The 17,775-nt window shown below is 51.3% G+C and carries 17 protein-coding genes; 14 read left to right on the top strand and 3 right to left on the bottom strand.

The window, feature by feature from the left end:
- Position 1: 1 nt before the first annotated feature.
- Entirely contained in the window at positions 2 to 3,685 is a 3,684-nt protein-coding gene (locus tag EH207_RS06910) for a glycosyltransferase (protein ID WP_137713311.1), read from the bottom strand.
- A 158-nt stretch (positions 3,686 to 3,843) separates the two neighbouring features.
- Positions 3,844 to 4,719 (bottom strand): flagellin N-terminal helical domain-containing protein, encoded by an 876-nt coding sequence (locus tag EH207_RS06905; protein WP_137713310.1) that lies wholly within the window; start codon positions 4,717 to 4,719, stop codon positions 3,844 to 3,846.
- Between the two features lie 269 nt (positions 4,720 to 4,988).
- Between EH207_RS06905 and fliD the strand changes: the two genes are divergently transcribed.
- From fliD to fliT, 3 genes are read left to right on the top strand one after another with little or no spacing between them, the layout of a single operon-like run.
- Positions 4,989 to 6,389 carry a flagellar filament capping protein FliD gene (gene fliD / locus EH207_RS06900; protein ID WP_137713309.1) on the top strand — a complete coding sequence of 467 codons (1,401 nt, stop codon included), beginning with the start codon at positions 4,989 to 4,991 and terminating at the stop codon, positions 6,387 to 6,389.
- Between the two features lie 16 nt (positions 6,390 to 6,405).
- Positions 6,406 to 6,810, top strand: a complete 405-nt coding sequence (gene fliS, locus EH207_RS06895) for a flagellar export chaperone FliS (protein WP_137713308.1) — start codon at positions 6,406 to 6,408, stop codon at positions 6,808 to 6,810.
- On the top strand, positions 6,810 to 7,187 hold the full coding sequence (fliT, locus tag EH207_RS06890; RefSeq protein ID WP_137713307.1) for a flagella biosynthesis regulatory protein FliT: 378 nt from the start codon (positions 6,810 to 6,812) through the stop codon (positions 7,185 to 7,187). Before fliS ends, fliT begins: the two co-directional genes overlap by 1 nt.
- Positions 7,188 to 7,329: 142 nt before the next feature.
- Here fliT and fliE read toward each other — a convergent pair whose 3' ends face one another.
- Complete coding sequence (gene fliE, locus EH207_RS06885) at positions 7,330 to 7,647, bottom strand: flagellar hook-basal body complex protein FliE (RefSeq protein WP_137713306.1); 318 nt, start codon at positions 7,645 to 7,647, stop codon at positions 7,330 to 7,332.
- A 346-nt stretch (positions 7,648 to 7,993) separates the two neighbouring features.
- On the opposite strand from fliE, the gene fliF reads away from it, so the two are divergent.
- The 11 genes from fliF to fliP all read left to right on the top strand — a co-directional run bounded on the left by fliF (position 7,994) and on the right by fliP (position 17,761).
- Positions 7,994 to 9,718 carry a flagellar basal-body MS-ring/collar protein FliF gene (gene fliF / locus EH207_RS06880; protein ID WP_137713305.1) on the top strand — a complete coding sequence of 575 codons (1,725 nt, stop codon included), beginning with the start codon at positions 7,994 to 7,996 and terminating at the stop codon, positions 9,716 to 9,718.
- Positions 9,715 to 10,707 (top strand): flagellar motor switch protein FliG, encoded by a 993-nt coding sequence (gene fliG / locus EH207_RS06875; RefSeq protein ID WP_137713304.1) that lies wholly within the window; start codon positions 9,715 to 9,717, stop codon positions 10,705 to 10,707. Before fliF ends, fliG begins: the two co-directional genes overlap by 4 nt.
- Positions 10,700 to 11,410, top strand: a complete 711-nt coding sequence (gene fliH / locus EH207_RS06870) for a flagellar assembly protein FliH (RefSeq protein WP_137713303.1) — start codon at positions 10,700 to 10,702, stop codon at positions 11,408 to 11,410. The genes fliG and fliH overlap by 8 nt, the downstream gene beginning before the upstream one ends.
- On the top strand, positions 11,410 to 12,780 hold the full coding sequence (gene fliI, locus EH207_RS06865) for a flagellar protein export ATPase FliI (protein ID WP_137715291.1): 1,371 nt from the start codon (positions 11,410 to 11,412) through the stop codon (positions 12,778 to 12,780). The genes fliH and fliI overlap by 1 nt, the downstream gene beginning before the upstream one ends.
- 11 nt (positions 12,781 to 12,791) lie before the next feature.
- Complete coding sequence (gene fliJ, locus EH207_RS06860; protein WP_137713302.1) at positions 12,792 to 13,238, top strand: flagellar export protein FliJ; 447 nt, start codon at positions 12,792 to 12,794, stop codon at positions 13,236 to 13,238.
- A complete protein-coding gene (locus EH207_RS06855) occupies positions 13,235 to 14,506 on the top strand; it encodes a flagellar hook-length control protein FliK (RefSeq protein ID WP_137713301.1) in 1,272 nt (423 codons plus the stop codon). Before fliJ ends, EH207_RS06855 begins: the two co-directional genes overlap by 4 nt.
- A gap of 155 nt (positions 14,507 to 14,661) precedes the next feature.
- Positions 14,662 to 15,141 (top strand): flagellar basal body-associated protein FliL, encoded by a 480-nt coding sequence (gene fliL, locus EH207_RS06850; RefSeq protein ID WP_137713300.1) that lies wholly within the window; start codon positions 14,662 to 14,664, stop codon positions 15,139 to 15,141.
- Positions 15,142 to 15,146: 5 nt separating this feature from the next.
- Positions 15,147 to 16,160 carry a flagellar motor switch protein FliM gene (gene fliM, locus EH207_RS06845; RefSeq protein ID WP_137713299.1) on the top strand — a complete coding sequence of 338 codons (1,014 nt, stop codon included), beginning with the start codon at positions 15,147 to 15,149 and terminating at the stop codon, positions 16,158 to 16,160.
- On the top strand, positions 16,153 to 16,566 hold the full coding sequence (gene fliN, locus EH207_RS06840; protein ID WP_137713298.1) for a flagellar motor switch protein FliN: 414 nt from the start codon (positions 16,153 to 16,155) through the stop codon (positions 16,564 to 16,566). The genes fliM and fliN overlap by 8 nt, the downstream gene beginning before the upstream one ends.
- Positions 16,566 to 16,988 carry a flagellar biosynthetic protein FliO gene (gene fliO, locus EH207_RS06835; protein WP_246048947.1) on the top strand — a complete coding sequence of 141 codons (423 nt, stop codon included), beginning with the start codon at positions 16,566 to 16,568 and terminating at the stop codon, positions 16,986 to 16,988. Before fliN ends, fliO begins: the two co-directional genes overlap by 1 nt.
- Positions 16,985 to 17,761: a flagellar type III secretion system pore protein FliP gene (fliP, locus tag EH207_RS06830; protein ID WP_246048946.1), complete on the top strand. Its 777-nt coding sequence runs from the start codon at positions 16,985 to 16,987 to the stop codon at positions 17,759 to 17,761. The genes fliO and fliP overlap by 4 nt, the downstream gene beginning before the upstream one ends.
- Positions 17,762 to 17,775: the final 14 nt, after the last annotated feature.

Raw genomic sequence — 17,775 nt, 5'->3', positions numbered from 1 at the left:
ATCATGCGGGTAACCAGGCTTTCACCCAATCCGTCAACCCGTCCCCTTCCAGCATCCAGTCGCGATAAACCGCTTCGCGCAATTGATCGCCCATTTTTGCACTCTCATCCATATCCGCCAGATGCATACGAATTGCTTCCATCCAGTCTTTAAATCGATTATTCACGCGTGTAACAGGCAAACCACAACGATAAGGTTCGATATCGGTACAAATCACTGGAATACCGCAGGCGCCCAGTTCCAGCAGACGCAAATTACTTTTGCACTCGTTAAACGGGTTATATTCCAGTGGCACCAGCGCCAGATCCAAATTAAGGCTGGCGGTTTTTTGCGGGTAATATTCAATGGGAACTCCGGCATGAAACTCGCATTTAATGCCTTCAGGTTTCATCCCCATAAACACCCATTCCACCTCATTTTCCAACGCTTTAATCACCGAGCGCAGCAACATTAAGTCCCCCCGATGGCTGCTGCCCCCTGCCCAGCCTATCCGCGGTTTACGCCCCTGCCGACGCTGGCTGGTCAATCCTTTCCACCATGAAACCGGCAATCGGTTGTGGGCAACGCGAATATCCGAATGATAAGCAGAATACGCGTCCGCCAATGCAGGCGTGGAAACCACCACCCAGTCAACAGACTCTAATGCGCGACGAAAATTCTTAATACGCTCCTGCAAAAAGTTTTTTCTATTACCGCTGTTAATCGGAATGTTCAGGATGTAATCATCAAATTCCGCCACAATCTGCGCATGGGTATACTGACGGTATTTTTTTACGACCTGCGGCATATGCGGACCATAAGCCAACTGAGCAATAATCACATCCGGCGAGAGGCGCGCCACATCCAGCACGTCCGCCATGCCATGCTTCAAACCGCCTTCTATCTGCATTTCCTGCTCCAACGCCTGGAACGGGAACATCACTCGATAATGACCGCAACCCTGCCAGTCCGCGTGATTCGCCAACACCACCGGCAAGGGGCGACCGGGCAAGGGAAGCTGGCACCGCGCCATATCCGGCGCCAGGCCAAACCCCGGCGCGTTCCGGCCAAAAGCCGGGTGATAATGAGGGTCGTCCACCAATTGCGGGAACCACTGCTGATACAAGGGCTCAATGTCCTGATTTTGGGGCAGAGCGGATACCCCAAAACGCGCCAACAGACGAGAGGCGCCGCCCATATGACGGAGATGCGCGTCGGGCGTCCATACCGTTAGATAGCCCTGTTGCTGCGCTTTCAAGGACAGATCGACATCCCCGAAGTAGTCAGGAAATTGCTCCGCATCAAAACCGCCTAATTCATCGAACACGTCGCGACGCATCATCATGCAGGCAGCGCTGACGGCGCCAGAATCATGTGTTACCTGCAAAAGCCGCATATAGCCGGACGCCTCTGCGTCCAATCCCTGAAAGGCGATCCCGGCGCTGCCGTTCAGCCCCATCACCATCCCCCCATGCTGGATGCGCCCATCCTCAAAGGTCATTTTGGCGCCGACAATGCCGACCTCCGGTCGCAAAGCATGTTGCAGCAACGCTTGCAACCACTCGCCATTCAGTATCACCGTGTCGTTATTCAAAAACAGCAACACGTCGCCATGCGCTTGCGCCGCCGCATAATTATTGATGGCGGAAAAATTGAATGTCTCATGCCATTGCAGTACCCGTATCTGGGCCAACTCCATCTCGGCCAGACGCTGCAAAAACTGGCAGGCGCCCGGCTCAGTAGAACCGTTATCCACCAGCAGCAGTTCATAGCGGCAATACTGTGTTTTCTCCATCAGGCTTTCTACGCAGTCGGTAAGCAGCACCAGATGGTCGCGAGTTGGAATGATGATTGAAACCAAGGGCTGCGAATCATGCTGATATTGAATGCGCCAGGTTCCCGCACTTTTGCCCGGCTCAATCGTTCCCTGGATCTGGCAGCGGGCCAGATGGCGAGCCAGTATTCGAGGGTAGACAAGGGATAGCTCGGCGCAGGACAACCAGTCATACAGGCTGTTACTGGTGTAGATCAACACGTCGGGGATATGGGCCACCGCTTGTGGTCCGGCCTGTTCGATGACTTGCCATACGCTATCGAACACACCAGACATACCCAGTTGCACATCAATTCCCTGAGCGCGGCGCAGACTGTCAACGCTTAGCGCCAGATTGCGTCCGATGTAAGGATAACTGCGCAACATATCGATATTACAGGCAGGTTTCAATACCGGGTTCATCACCTCGCCTTCCTGCCGGTGCGCCTCGTCCATATAGAACACCTGCGCCTGCTCATGGCGTAGCCGATATTCGGTCAGCAACAGCAATGTCTGGGGTAGAAGCCGATCGCCGGCATGCAAGATCAAAAGAAACGAAGCGGCGGTCTGCTCAATCAGCCTGTTCACCTGAGAAACACCGCTGTTATCCGTCGGCAGCCAGTTCACATCGCCCGACATCTCCGCCGGACATTGCGTCGCGATCAAATACACTTCACTGGCGGGTTGCCAGAGTTCGCGCACGCTTTGCCAGGTGTTGACGATCGCCGCGGACGGCTCGCCATCCCCCGCCACTATCGCGATCGCCGTCTGGCCAAGTTCCGGCTGATTATGAATATAAGCCTGTAAAAGTGCGCGGCGGGCCGGCGTGATCTGACGTTCATCCAACCATTTGCCGACGGAATAGGCTGGTTTGGTTTTATCGAGTAGCGTCTGGTTATGCAGAGTTAAACGCTGCCACTCCTGATCGGAAATCGTCTTGAGAGACGGAGCGGCAAGGCTTTCAAGCAGTGAAGTAAGTTGTTCCGGCAGGCGGCGATTGACAGCATATTCTCCCGCTGACCGCCGTGCCGACGCCAGCGCGTCCGTATACCCGTCGACAATTTCCCGTACCGCGTCATTGGCGGATAAGTCACGCTCTCGATGATGCGCACGAAACAGGTCAGGCTCCCATCGCCCTGTTCCCAAATAACCCAGAAACCCCTGGCCGCGATACAAATATACCGGAATGCCCGCACACAAGGCATATTGCGCTATTCGGCCATTGGCGATAACCGCATCGTATTCACCCCATAAGGCGGGCAGTTCGGGCATTGCCTGCTCACGCCCTTTTATGTCGCATTGCATTCCCTGTGCCTGTAACGCTTGCGCCAACATAACGAAATGGTTATCCAGACGATCCACCACAAGCAGCAGTTTCTTTAATACCGGCGTTTCATTAGGCCGCCACGAAACGAAATAGCGTTCAGGCACCGGATTGGCAAATAGATTTATCAGTGCGTCATTGATACCGCCGTCGCGCAGATGGTCTTTCATGCCTGACACGCTGACCAGCACCTTGTCAGCCAACCGATTTTCACATTGCACGTCTGCCGGCATCTCTTCCCGGGTTTGCACCGCCAGGTGATTGAACAGCATCCGGCTGGACATACCGCCATTCAACAGGCGCGTCAGCAGCGCCGGGCTAAGCGCGCCATACTGCAACCAAAGCAAATCGTACGCATCGGCGCACTGATGTTCCACATCATCGCTAATCCATAAAGGCGCATCGCCATACTGAAGTTCAAACTCGTCTTTCAGCGGAGACGCGTAGCGGTGGGCATAGACATCCACTTGCCAGCCCCGAGCCAGAAACGCGTCAATGACGTCTCGCGTCGCCAGCGCCTCATCGGAATAATCGGTTAACTGCAACGTGGAAAGATAAACATGCGGCATAGCGCCATACCTTCGGGTGGATTAACGGCAATATTGCAACCAGTATGAAAGAAAAGCGGGCGATGCGATGCGAAGAAAACCCGGTAAAAAGCGGTGCTAATAACAGAATTAAAAAACCCGGCGGCGCCGGGTTTGAAGAAGAATCAGACAGGTGTCGATTATTGCAGCAGAGACAGCACGGTCTGAGGAACCTGGTTGGCCTGAGACAGTACAGACGTACCAGCCTGTTGCAGGATCTGTGCTCGGCTCATGTTGGACACTTCCGTCGCGTAGTCTGCATCTTCGATACGGCTGCGAGCGGCAGACAGGTTGTTAACAGAGTTGTTCAGGTTGGTGATGGTGGATTCGAAACGGTTCTGAATCGCACCCAGGTTGCTACGTGCAGTGTCAACCTCTTGCAGAGCGGTATCAACCGCTGCAACGATAGCCTGGGCCAAACCACCACTGCCACCGACAGCGCCGCTTAAATCCGCTGCGAAAGCAGCAACGCCAGAGGCTACGCCGCTTGCCAGACCATTTCCGGTGGTCGCATTAACCAGCGCGCCGGAATCAATAGTGATGACTTCGTCAGCACCCGTGTTGGCGCCAACCTGAATGCTGATGCCGCCGGAAGCAGAACCGTTAAGCAGTTTGGTGCCGTTGAAAGATGCAGAGCTGGCTACACGGTTGATTTCGTTCAGACGCTGTTGCATTTCAGTCGCGATGGACCCACGGTCTGTGCTGCTGTTGGTGTCGTTAGCAGCCTGCACCGCCAGTTCACGAATACGTTGCAAGTTGTTGTTGATTTCGTTCAGGTTGCCTTCGGCAGTCTGGGTCAGAGAGATACCGTCGTTGGCGTTACGAGCGGCCTGGCTCAGACCTTTAACCTGAGCGGTCATACGGTTGGCAATCGCCTGACCAGCCGCATTGTCTTTCGCGCTGTTGATGCTCTTACCAGAAGACAAACGCTCAATGGCAGTAGCCAGAGAAGATTGCGATTTGCTCAAGTTGTTCTGGGTAACCAGAGACATGGTGTTAGTATTAATTACTGCCATAATCATGATTCCTTAATTAATTGTAGGTTTCGGGTTAGACCCACGGGTTATATCACCGTCCTAAACTGTATCGGCGCATGCAAAAGAACCTTTAATTTTTTTGATCACCTTTTTTACTTTATATCTGACTGTCTTTTCCGCTATTTATATACATCCAAATCACGCCCTCTTATATTTCTGTATCGGTTTTTTCTTTTACTAAACTTCCGTCATTATCTGCCGATATTGTTAACATGGATTTTTCGTGAAGCGAACTTAAGGATTCTATTATGGCAACTATTTCTTCTCTAGGCGTTGGCTCCGGTATGAACCTGGACGAACTGTTGACCCAGTTGGAAACGGCTGAGAAAGCACGCTTGACACCGATAACAGATCAGCAAACCAGCTATAACGCGAAATTATCCGCCTTCAGCACGGTAAAAAGCGCGCTGGATAAATTGGATACCGCCACTAAAGCGCTGGCAAAGCCTGAATCCGCTACCAGCAATTCCGGTTCAATTGATGCCATCAACAGCACATCGGTAAAAAGCACCAATAAAGCGTTCACCGCCACAACTGACAGCGCTGCCGTGGGGGGGGTGTATAATGTGAGTGTTAGCCAGCTCGCTCAATCACACTCCGTCACTTCATCCGTTGCCACAAGCGCCACCAACGCATTGAGCAGCAGTGATACCACTCTGACGATTGCACAGGCCAACGGCGAAAGTCTTGATATTCAAATTACCGGTGGTAAAACCTCGCTGACCGATGTCCGTGACGCGATCAATAAAGCGGATGGCGGCGTAAGCGCCAGTATCATTAAAGCCAATGACAATAGCTATTATTTAATGCTGACGTCGAAAAACACCGGCACCGAGGGGCAAATCACGGTAACCGACAATAGTGGCGTACTGGGCACCATTGAGCAGAAAGTGGCGGCGCAGAACGCGATTATTTCAGTAAATGGCATTGAGATTGAACGCCAAACCAACACCATTGACGATGCGCTGGAAGGCGTAACCTTGACTTTGCAAAGCACCACGACAGCGGATACCCCCGAAACGCTGGAAATCGCGCAAGACACCAGCGGCATGAAAGAGGCGATTACCGCCTGGGTGGATGCGTATAACGCTGTGCTGGATACCATTGCCACACAAACCAAATACACCGCCGTGGAAGCAGGCGAAGATCAGAGTACCAGCAACGGCGCACTGCTGGGCGACAGCACCGTCCGCAATATTCAGAGTCAGTTAAAAAGTCAGCTAACCAGCTTACAGAGCGACAGCGGGGATATCCGCATTATGGCCGATTTGGGGATCACCCAGAACTTTCAGACCGGTAAGCTTGAAATCAACGGCACCAAACTAGATAAAACCCTGAAAGAGGAGCCTGCGAACGTGAAAGCGTTTTTTGCCGGTGACGGCAAAGAAACAGGTTTTTCCACCCAGACGCGCAGCTACCTGAAAACGGTGCTGGACAGCACGGACGGCGTGATTAAAGCCTCCGAAGATGGCATCAACAGCACGCTGAAAAAACTGGAAAAACAATATACTCAGGTTAGCGACAGTATTGACGTGACCATTGCCCGCTACCAGAAGCAGTTTACCCAGTTGGATGTACTTGTGTCGCAATTGGATAGCACGGCAAGCTACCTTACTTCGCAGTTCAATGCGATCAGCAATAGTAAGTAGTTAACGAGGTAACACGATGTATACAAGAAATGCCCAAGCCTACGCGCGCGTGGGCCTTGAAAGCTCAGTAATGAGCGCCAGTCCGCATCAGTTGATCGTAATGTTATTTGATGGCGCGAAGAGCGCCATGATCAGGGCCCGCATTCTGATGCAGCAAGGTGATATTGCCGGTAAAGGCATGGCGTTATCAAAAGCCATCAACATCATTACCAATGGGCTGAAAGTGGGTCTGGATATGGAAAAAGGCGGCGAACTGGCGGAAAACCTGTCCGCGCTGTATGACTATATGGCCCAGCGCTTGATACAGGCTAATTTACATAATGATCAGCAGGCGATTGCAGAAGTAGAGTCATTGCTCGACAACATTGCCGATGCCTGGCGACAAATCAACCCGAATTATCAACCGCAGGAAGCCGGTTAATGGATAACCTTCAGCTTCTCAGAAGCTATCAGCACCTTCTGACCTTAAGTCAAACAATCCTTGATTTGGCAATAAACGGAGAATGGGATGCCTTGGTTGCCCAAGAGATTGTTTATGTCCAGTCTGTAGAAAACCTGAGCAAAACACCGATTCCTACCAATCTTGATGGCGTTATGCAATTACATTTTCGCCAGGTTTTACAGCAAGTCCTGGATAATGAAGCACAAATTAAGCAACTGCTGCAAAAGCGGATGGATGAGTTGAGCTCATTGATGGGACAGTCGTTAAAACAAAAATCACTCAATGCGAAATACAGCGGACTCGCCGGTCATCAGGTATTGCCTGGTGAGTTATTATCTGATGAATCGAAACAGTAAAATAAAATATAACCCGCCAGAAACCAGCAAACGGATAGGCGGGTTTTTTTAATACCAAATACCTGCACGACGCTTTTAGTAATAACCTACCTACCCCACAACATTGCGTTAGGGAATGGAGGAAGAAGAATTACTAAAATATTCACACCGTCATATTCATGACTTCCTGATAGGCGGATACCAACTTGTTTCGAACCTGAATGCCCATTTGCATAGAGATTGATGATTTTTGCAGATCAACCATTACATCATTCAATGCAACGCCTGGGACGCCCAGGGTGAAATTTTGAGCTTGCGCGCGCGCCTGGTGCTGAGTATCGCTGATTTTATCAATGGCTGATTTTAGCTCGCTTGCAAAACCCGGCTCTATAGCGGGTTTGGCGACAGGCGTATTATTAGCGGCTTGCAACGCGGTAACCTGCATCTGCTGTAATACGCCTTCAATACCTTGAACTGACATAACACCTCACTGAATCCGGCGAGTCGATCATTCACTGCCCATATCTTCCAAAAGATATAACACATTGAATCATCTATTTATTAATAATGCATAACATTGCTTACCGCCGAGCTGACGGCACAGGATACAACTACACGGCAATAACCCTACCACACCGTAGAACAACTAAATGGGGTAATTAGCGTCAAAAATGTCACCTTATCGACCCATCGATTTTTCTTTTACGGAAAATAATGACATGCCGCTAATTATCGGCGAATTGTTTTATTGATTGCGCAATCAGGAGTTCTGTTTTGTCACGTCACAACGTTAAGTCTATCGTTCAACAACCAAGCAGAGATCGAGTATGAACGCCTCATTAGCCGGCACCGCTTCCGGTAAAAACAGTTTTGGCGAAATACTCAACCGCTTACGCGCCAATCCCAAAATTCCTCTATTGGTTGCAGCGGCTGCAACGATTGCTATTGTTGTCGCGTTAGCCTTATGGGCTAAAGGACCAGATTACCGTGTACTTTATAGCAACATAAACGATCGCGATGGCGGTGCTATCGTCAGCGAGCTGACAAAACTTAATATCCCTTATCGTTTTGCCGATAACGGCGGGGCGATAATGATACCGGCGGATAATATTCACGAGACGCGTTTACGTCTTGCACAACTGGGGTTGCCGAAAGGGGGCGCCGTCGGTTTTGAATTGCTCGACCAGGAAAAATTCGGTATCAGCCAGTTCAGCGAGCAGGTTAATTACCAACGCGCGCTCGAAGGTGAACTGTCAAGAACCATCGAAACACTAGGCCCGGTGCAAAACGCGCGCGTGCATTTGGCCATTCCTAAACCCTCTCTCTTTGTTCGCGAGCAGAAATCCCCTTCTTCTTCGGTCACATTGACGTTACAGCCGGGCCGTGCATTAGACGAAGGACAAATCAACTCTATCGTTTACCTGGTTTCCAGTAGCGTCGCAGGGCTGCCGCCTGACAATGTCACGGTGGTTGATCAGACAGGCCGTCTGCTCACACAGGCAGGTGGAGCCGGCCGTGATCTGAACGCTGCCCAACTCAAATACAGTAATGAAGTCGAGGCCATGTATCAGCGCCGTATAGAAGCCATTATTGCGCCTATCGTCGGCATGGGGAACGTACACGCACAGGTGACCGCTCAAATTGATTTCTCCGCGCGTGAGCAAACTGACGAGCAGTATCAGCCAAATCCGTCACCGGATAAGGCGGCGATTCGTTCTCAACAAACCAGCCAGAGCGAGCAACGAGGGGGACCTAACGTCGGTGGCGTTCCCGGAGCCTTGTCTAATCAACCCGCGCCTGCGCCTACCGCGCCGATTACAACGCCGCCGAATAACAACGCAAACGCCAATGCCAATAATCAGGCCGGCCAACAAAATAACAATGCGGCTGGTGCGCAGGCCAATGCGAACGCCAATACCAATGCCGCCATCCAGACCTCCAATGTCCGTAATGACGCCACGACAAACTACGAAGTCGACAAGACCATACTGCACACCAAGCACAGTACCGGTGGAGTAAAACGTTTGTCCGCGGCGATCATCGTTAACTATTTGCCGCCAGGTGAAGACGGCAAGCCCGTTCCGCTGACAGAAGACCAAATCAAACAGATTGAAAACGTTGCTCGCGAGGCTATGGGTTTCTCCTCTGAACGCGGAGACTCATTGAACGTGGTGAATACGCCCTTTATGGAGTCGACAGAAGGCACGGGCGAACTCCCCTTCTGGCAAACGCAAGGATTCTTCGATTTGCTGATGGAGGCCGGTCGCTGGCTGCTGGTACTGATCGTTGCCTGGGTTCTGTATCGTAAACTCGTTCGTCCGCAGTTGCAGAGAAAAGCGCAGCAACAAGAAGCCGCAGTCGCTGCTGCCAGCCAGAATAAAAACAATGACGATGTTGTCGTTAACCTCAGTACGTCTGAAGTCGAGCAGCAAAGGAAATCTCAGCAACGTGTGACTGCTGAAATGCAAAGTAACCGAATACGTGAACTGGCGGAGAACGACCCTCGCGTGGTCGCGCTGGTCATTCGTCAATGGATGAGTGGTGAACTATGAACCTGACTGGAACGGAAAAAAGCGCCATCTTATTGATGACCATCGGTGAAGATCGGGCTGCCGAAGTTTTTACTCACCTTTCAACCAAAGAGGTGCAGCATCTCAGCTCTGCCATGGCCAACCTGCGCCAAGTGTCGCAGCAGCAACTGATAGAGATTCTCAAAGAGTTTGAGGCGGATTCCGAGCAATATGCCGCTCTTAGCGTGAATGCCGGCGATTACCTGCGCTCCGTATTGATCAAGGCGCTTGGCGAGGAGCGCGCATCCAGTTTGCTGGAAGATATTCTGGAAAGTCGCGAGACATCCAGCGGCATGGAAACCCTCAACTTTATGGAGCCTCAGATTGCGGCCGACCTGATTCGCGACGAGCACCCACAGATTATCGCGACCATTCTGGTGCATTTGAAGCGTTCTCAGGCGGCGGACATCCTTGCGTTGTTTGAGGATCGTTTACGCAATGACGTCATGCTGCGTATTGCGACCTTTGGCGGCGTTCAGCCCTCGGCATTGGCCGAATTGACCGATGTTCTCAACGGCCTGCTGGACGGACAAAACCTCAAGCGCAGCAAAATGGGCGGTGTGCGTACTGCGGCTGAGATTATCAACCTGATGAAAACGCAGCAGGAAGAAGCCGTCATTGAGGCTGTTCGCGAATTTGATGGCGAATTGGCGCAAAAAATCATCGACGAAATGTTCCTGTTCGAAAACCTTGTGGATGTGGACGACCGCAGTATTCAGCGCCTGTTGCAGGAAGTGGAGTCCGAGTCTCTGCTGTTGGCCTTGAAAGGCGCCGACGAACCGTTGCGCGAAAAATTCCTGCGCAATATGTCCCAACGCGCGGCAGAAATTCTACGCGACGACCTTTCCACACGTGGTCCGGTACGTATGTCTCAGGTCGAAAACGAACAGAAAGCCATTCTGCTCATCGTTCGTCGTCTGGCAGACAGCGGCGAAATGATTATTGGCGGCGGCGAGGATGCTTATGTCTGATGCTTCGAATGACCTTGCCTGGCAACCGTGGAAGCCGAACGACCTGTCGGCTCCGGCATCATTTAAACCAGTGATTGATGAACCGGAAACGCCGGAGCCGGAAACGGTGGCTGAGACCCATTCCTCCCTGCTACTTGAAGACGAGCTCATGTCTCTACAAGAGCGCGCCCGGCAGGAAGCGCGGGAAGCCGGGTTTGCGCAGGGTCATCAGCAAGGTTATGACGCAGGCTATCAAGAAGGCTTAAGCCAAGGTCAACAGCAAGGCTTGCAGGACGCGTTACAGCAGCAGCAGCCAATGATTGAACAGATGCAGCAGATGGTAACGGAGTTCCAGCAAACACTGGATGCGCTCGATAGCGTGATTCCCGCCCGTCTGATGCAACTGGCATTAACCGCCGCCAAACAAATTCTTGGTCAACCTCCGGTATGCGACGGCACCGCGCTGCTTGGCCAGATCCAGCAACTGATTCAGCAAGAACCCATGTTTTCAGGTAAAACACAGTTGCGAGTTCACCCTTCCGACTTAGAACGTGTTGAACAGCACCTGGGCCCGACGCTCAGTCTGCATGGCTGGCGGTTGCTGGCAGACAGTCAGCTTCATCCTGGCGGTTGCAAAGTCAGCGCAGAAGAAGGCGATCTTGATGCCAGCCTGGCGACTCGCTGGCATGAGCTTTGCCGCTTAGCGGCGCCGGGAGAGTTATGATGACCACACGCCTCGGATGCTGGCTTTCTTCTCTGGACGCATTTGAGAAACGTATTGGTGATACGCCATTGATACGGCGATATGGCCGTTTGACCCGGGCAACGGGTTTGGTTTTGGAAGCAACAGGGTTGCATATGCCATTAGGCGCAACCTGTCTTATCGAGCGCCAAAACGGAAATCAGGTCGAAGAAGTTGAAAGTGAAGTTGTTGGTTTTAATGGTCAAAAACTCTTTCTGATGCCGATGGAAGAGGTCGAGGGTATCATCCCCGGCGCCCGGGTATATGCCCGTCTCGGGCAGGACAGCACTACCCAAGCGAAACAATTACCTCTCGGCCCTGAACTGTTAGGTCGTGTATTGGACGGTGCCGGCAGACCATTGGATGGGTTGCCGACCCCGGATACAGGATACAAGGCCCCTTTGATTACCGCCCCCTTTAACCCGTTACAGCGTACGCCGATTGAAAACGTATTGGATGTGGGCATTCGCGCGATCAATGCGCTCTTAACCGTTGGCCGCGGACAGCGTATGGGTCTGTTTGCCGGTTCGGGCGTAGGTAAGAGCGTGCTCTTGGGGATGATGGCCCGCTATACGCAGGCGGATGTTATCGTTGTGGGTCTGATAGGCGAACGTGGCCGCGAAGTAAAAGATTTCATTGAAAATATTCTCGGTACGGAAGGCCGGGCGCGCGCCGTGGTGATTGCTGCGCCGGCAGATGTTTCACCGTTGCTGAGAATGCAGGGCGCAGCCTACGCAACGCGGATTGCCGAAGATTTTCGCGATCGCGGACACCATGTTCTGCTGATTATGGACTCCCTGACGCGTTACGCCATGGCCCAGCGTGAAATCGCCCTGGCAATCGGCGAACCGCCCGCAACCAAAGGTTACCCGCCTTCCGTTTTTGCCAAACTGCCTGCATTGGTTGAACGCGCAGGTAATGGCATTCATGGCGGCGGATCGATTACGGCCTTCTACACCGTACTGACGGAAGGCGACGATCAACAAGATCCTATCGCAGACTCTGCTCGCGCCATATTGGACGGTCATATCGTTCTGTCGCGCCAATTGGCTGAATCAGGACACTATCCCGCGATTGATATTGAAGCGTCAATTAGCCGCGCGATGACCGCATTGATTGATGAAAAGCATTACGCTGAGGTACGACAATTTAAACAGTTGTTATCCAGCTACCAACGTAACCGTGATCTGGTCAGCGTTGGCGCCTACGCAGCAGGCAGCGACCCTACGCTTGATAGGGCAATTCGTCTATACCCGCAGTTAGAGGCTTTTCTTCAACAGGGTATGTTTGAGCAGAGCAATTACAATGAAGCCTGCCAGACATTGAAGACTATTTTTCCTCAAAACGAGTAGTAGGAGAGCAGATGAAAACCCAGTCACCTCTAATCACCCTACGCGAACTGGCTCAGAAAGAAGTTGAAAAAGCCGTGGGTCAATTAGGTCAGGTACGTAAGGCGCATCGGGTAGCGGAACAACAGTTGAATATGCTGTTAAACTATCAGGACGACTATCGTCAAAAACTGAATACAACAATGTCCGATGGAATCGCCAATAACAGTTGGCAAAATTACCAACAGTTCATTCAAACGCTGGATAAAGCGATTGAACAACACGAGCAACAGCTTTCACAGTGGACTTCGCGACTGGATCTGGCAATGAAGGCGTGGCAAGAAAAGCAGCAGCGATTAAACGCTTTCGAGACATTACAAGTTCGCGCTAAGGTCAGGCAGATCGCCAAAGATAACCGTATAGAACAAAAACAGATAGATGAATTCGCCCAACGGGCCGTACTGAGGAATATAGAACAATGAAGCTGCCAGCATTACCTGTCACGACCAGCGCCAACGATAGCAGCAGCTCAGCCGTTTCTCAGTCGAGCCAGGGCGAGTCGCCAAAAGATTTTGTCGAACTTTTGGGAAATCATGTATCTCAAACCTCGGCGGCATCCCGTGATAAATCAGCTATTGGCGCCAGGACAGATAAAGAGACATTGCAAAACGCGCTGATGAAAGGGATTAACGCGTTGGATACGGACAATCTAAACACCCTCCTGGCATCATTCAGCGCATTATCTGACGCGCTGACACAGCCCGGTAAGCCGATATCCGAAAACACCGGGCAATCAGGCAAGACAAAAAAATTAGACAACGATGACGGCGTAACCGATGCGACTGCGGTCATGCAGGCATTTTTGGCCATGTTGCCGGCGGCATCAGAAACGACTGCCGCCATTGACGACAATAATGTCGGCAGTATGAAAAATGCCGGTCTTAACCCGTCAGAGCTTGCGGATACTCAACGCCGGGATGTGAGCACATTAACCCATGCCGACGTGGCAGAAGATGAGGCTAAAGACGCTTTATCTCAACTCTTGGATATCTCGAAATCCGCCTCAGGCACACAGCATGTGGTCAAGCAAACGGCAGAAACGGAGCAATCCCTTGTTGATGCGGCAAAATTAACCGCCGCAACCGCGCTGATCAGTAACGAGCGCGGCGGCCAAGAGTCCACGGGAACATCTGGAAATACCCTCCAGACATCAGCCATTCCTGTTGCCGCGAATGTGCCATCGACATTGCCCGGTGGCCCGTTCCCTCTGGCGCAGCCTGCCGGCACACAGTTAAATGCGCCGTTTAGCTCACCACAATGGCAGGATGCGTTAGGCCAACAAATTGTCATGTTCAGCCGCAACGGGCAACAAAGCGCAGAGTTACGCCTCAATCCCCAAGAGTTGGGGTCGATCCAAATCAGTCTGAAAATTGATGATAATCAGGCGCAAATTCACTTAGTATCGGCAAATAGCCAGGTTCGTTCTGCGCTGGAAGCCGCACTGCCCACTTTGCGCAGCGCTATGGCAGAAAGCGGCATCAACCTTGGTCAAAGTAGCGTAGGCGGTGATGCATCCAGTTGGCAACACACTCAACAACAGACGGCCAACAATAGCGGCGGCAACGCTAATAGTCCCTCTTACTCACAGCAATTAGGCAACACATCGGGAAACGCGGTTGAGGCGTTAGACGTTCCTGCCTCTCTGCAATCTATGGCTGCTTCAGTTAATGGCGTTGATATTTTCGCCTGATATTTTAGTAAACGAATAAGTTAACGCGGTTTTTCTTATCTATTCTTTGTATTGAACGTGGGAATAGACGGGATAATCATTAAAATTACGCATTGTTTATTGTTGGTATTAACCCGCAATAAATATTAATTAAGTGACAGGAATTATCTTTGGCTATGTCTGATATGCAAGTCCGTTCAGGACGAAAGCGCTCCGTTTGGCTAATACTACTGATTATTATCACCCTCACCGCCGTTGGCGGCGCGGGTGTCGCCTGGTGGATGCTGCATCAAAAAAACGCCGCCACTGCGGAACAGGAAGCACCTCCGCCGCCAGAACCTGTTTTCATGCCACTGGACACGTTTACTGTCAACTTGATTAACGCGGATAATGACCCCGATCGCGTGCTCTATGTTGGTTTCACACTGCGTTTACCGGATGATGAGACACGTACACGTCTTACCAACTATTTGCCTGAGGTGCGCAGCCGTTTGCTGCTGCTGCTTTCTCGTCAGGACGCCATTGCGCTGGCCAATGAGCAGGGAAAACAACAGTTGGTGGAGCAAATCAAACAAGTGCTAAACCCGCCATTGGTTCCAGGCCAACCTAATCAGGTCGTAAATGATGTTCTGTTCACTGCCTTCATACTGCGGTAACCATTATGGGCGATAGCATTCTTTCACAAGCGGAAATTGACGCACTCTTGAATGGCGACAGCGGTGATAACGCCGCCGACGCCAATGCGTCAACAAAAACCGACGGTGACGTCAAACCCTATGATCCGAATACGCAACGCCGTGTTATTCGTGAACGTTTGCATGCGCTTGAAATTATCAACGAGCGTTTTGGCCGTCAGTTTCGTATGGGGCTGTTCAACCTTCTCCGCCGTAGCCCCGACATTACGGTGGGCGCAATTAAAATCCTGCCTTATCATGAGTTTGCACGAAACCTTCCGGTACCGACCAACCTGAACCTGGTTCATTTGAAACCGCTGCGCGGAACCGCGTTGTTTGTTTTTTCTCCAAGTCTGGTGTTTATCGCCGTGGATAACCTTTTCGGCGGCGATGGCAGATTTCCGACCAAAGTCGAGGGGCGGGAGTTTACGCATACCGAGCAGCGTGTCGTCAAACGGATGCTGAAATTGGCATTAGAGGCATATAGCGACGCCTGGAATGCGATTTATAAGCTGGAGGTTGAATATGTTCGTTCAGAAATGCAGGTTAAATTCACCAATATCACGACATCTCCCAATGATATCGTGGTAAGCACGCCGTTTCATGTTGAAATCGGCTCGCTTACCGGTGAGTTTAATATTTGTATCCCCTTCTCCATGATTGAGCCATTACGCGAGTTGCTGGCTAATCCGCCCCTGGAGAACTCCCGGCACGAAGATCAAAATTGGCGTGAAACCCTGGCCAAACAAGTTCAGCATTCAGAACTTGAGCTGGTGGCAAACTTTGTCGATATTCCCTTACGGTTATCCAAGGTACTGAAATTACAGCCCGGTGATGTTTTACCCATTGATAAACCTGAAAGATTGATTGCTCATGTTGACGGCGTACCGGTCCTGACCAGCCAGTACGGGACACTTAATGGGCAATATGCTTTGCGTGTTGAACACTTGATTAACCCTATTTTGAATTCTCTGGATAATGAGGAACAGCCCAATGAGTGACACCAAGAAACCGTCCGACGACAAGGAATCAGTGGACGATCTGTGGGCTGATGCGTTTAACGAGCAACAGACTGCGGAAAAAAGCGCCGCCACAACCGAGGGCGTCTTTAAAAATCTGGATGGCGCGGACGCTACAGGTTCGTTACAAGATATTGATTTAATCCTTGATATTCCTGTGAAACTGACCGTTGAACTGGGCCGCACCAAGATGACAATCAAAGAATTGTTGCGTCTGTCACAAGGCTCCGTCGTTGCATTGGACGGGCTTGCCGGAGAGCCGCTGGACATTTTGATTAATGGTTATCTTATCGCTCAGGGTGAGGTGGTTGTGGTTGCCGATAAATATGGCGTGCGTATTACCGATATCATTACTCCATCCGAACGCATGCGTCGTCTGGGCCGCTGATGCCAACGACTACCGCCTCTTCCTCTACGCCGGCAACGGGTCAGGCGTCAACCGTGGTGACTGACCCGCCGCTTACCGGCAGCATGCTATTGACCCAGGTAAGCAGCGTGCTGGGCGGTATTTTGTTATTTATTCTGTTTATTGCCTGGCTGGTACGAAAACTCGGTTTCGCACCCCAGGCAAAACAAAATAAGCTGTTGAACGTTGTCTCCAGTTGTCCCGTGGGGCAACGTGAGCGTGTGGTTATTGTAGAAGTTGATAACACCTGGCTTGTTCTGGGCGTAACGGCACAGCAAGTTACCGCTCTCCATACGCTTCCTGCACAGCCGACTAGCGACAGTTCATCGACCGCTGAAATCAAATCAGCCAACTTTAATCAACTGTTAAAAAAAGTCTTAAAGCGTCCGGAAAAATCGGAATGAGTCTCTTGTCTAACCTATTGCTTAGCTCTACATGCTTTCGCTCCCTGCGTTATCTCTTTGCTGCCTGCTTATTGTTACTGGCCCCGTCTGTATCGGCGCAGTTACCCGGGATCGTGACCCAGCCGCTGGCAAACGGCGGACAAAGTTGGACATTACCGGTTCAGACACTGGTTTTTCTGACTGCCCTTACGTTTATCCCGGCCGCTTTACTGATGATGACCAGCTTTACCCGTATCATCATCGTGCTCAGTTTATTACGTAATGCGCTTGGCACACCCACCGCGCCGCCAAATCAGGTACTGCTGGGATTAACGCTTTTCCTGACCTTTTTTGTCATGTCACCGGTATTAAACCGCGTGTATGAAGAAGCCTATCTGCCATTCAGTCAAGACCAAATCAGTATGGAAGTGGCCATTGAGCGCGGGGCGGAACCATTACGTGAATTTATGCTGCGGCAGACGCGGGAAACTGACCTGGCGTTATTTACCCGGCTCGCCGAAATACCCGAAATACAAGGCCCGGAGGCTGTTCCAATGCGTGTCCTGTTACCCGCTTTTGTGACCAGTGAATTGAAAACCGCCTTTCAAATCGGCTTTACCGTTTTTATTCCATTTCTGATCATTGATCTGGTTGTTGCCAGCGTTTTGATGGCATTAGGGATGATGATGGTTCCTCCTGCCACCATATCGTTACCATTCAAACTCATGCTATTTGTCTTGGTTGATGGCTGGCAATTACTACTCGGTTCGCTGGCGCAAAGTTTTTACAGCTAGCCACGACCGGTTGA

It is taken from the genome of Brenneria rubrifaciens (assembly GCF_005484945.1).
Taxonomy (GTDB): Bacteria; Pseudomonadota; Gammaproteobacteria; order Enterobacterales; family Enterobacteriaceae; genus Brenneria; species Brenneria rubrifaciens.
The sequence above is the reverse complement of the archived record's forward strand: the minus strand, read 5'-3'. Positions and strand labels throughout refer to the sequence as shown.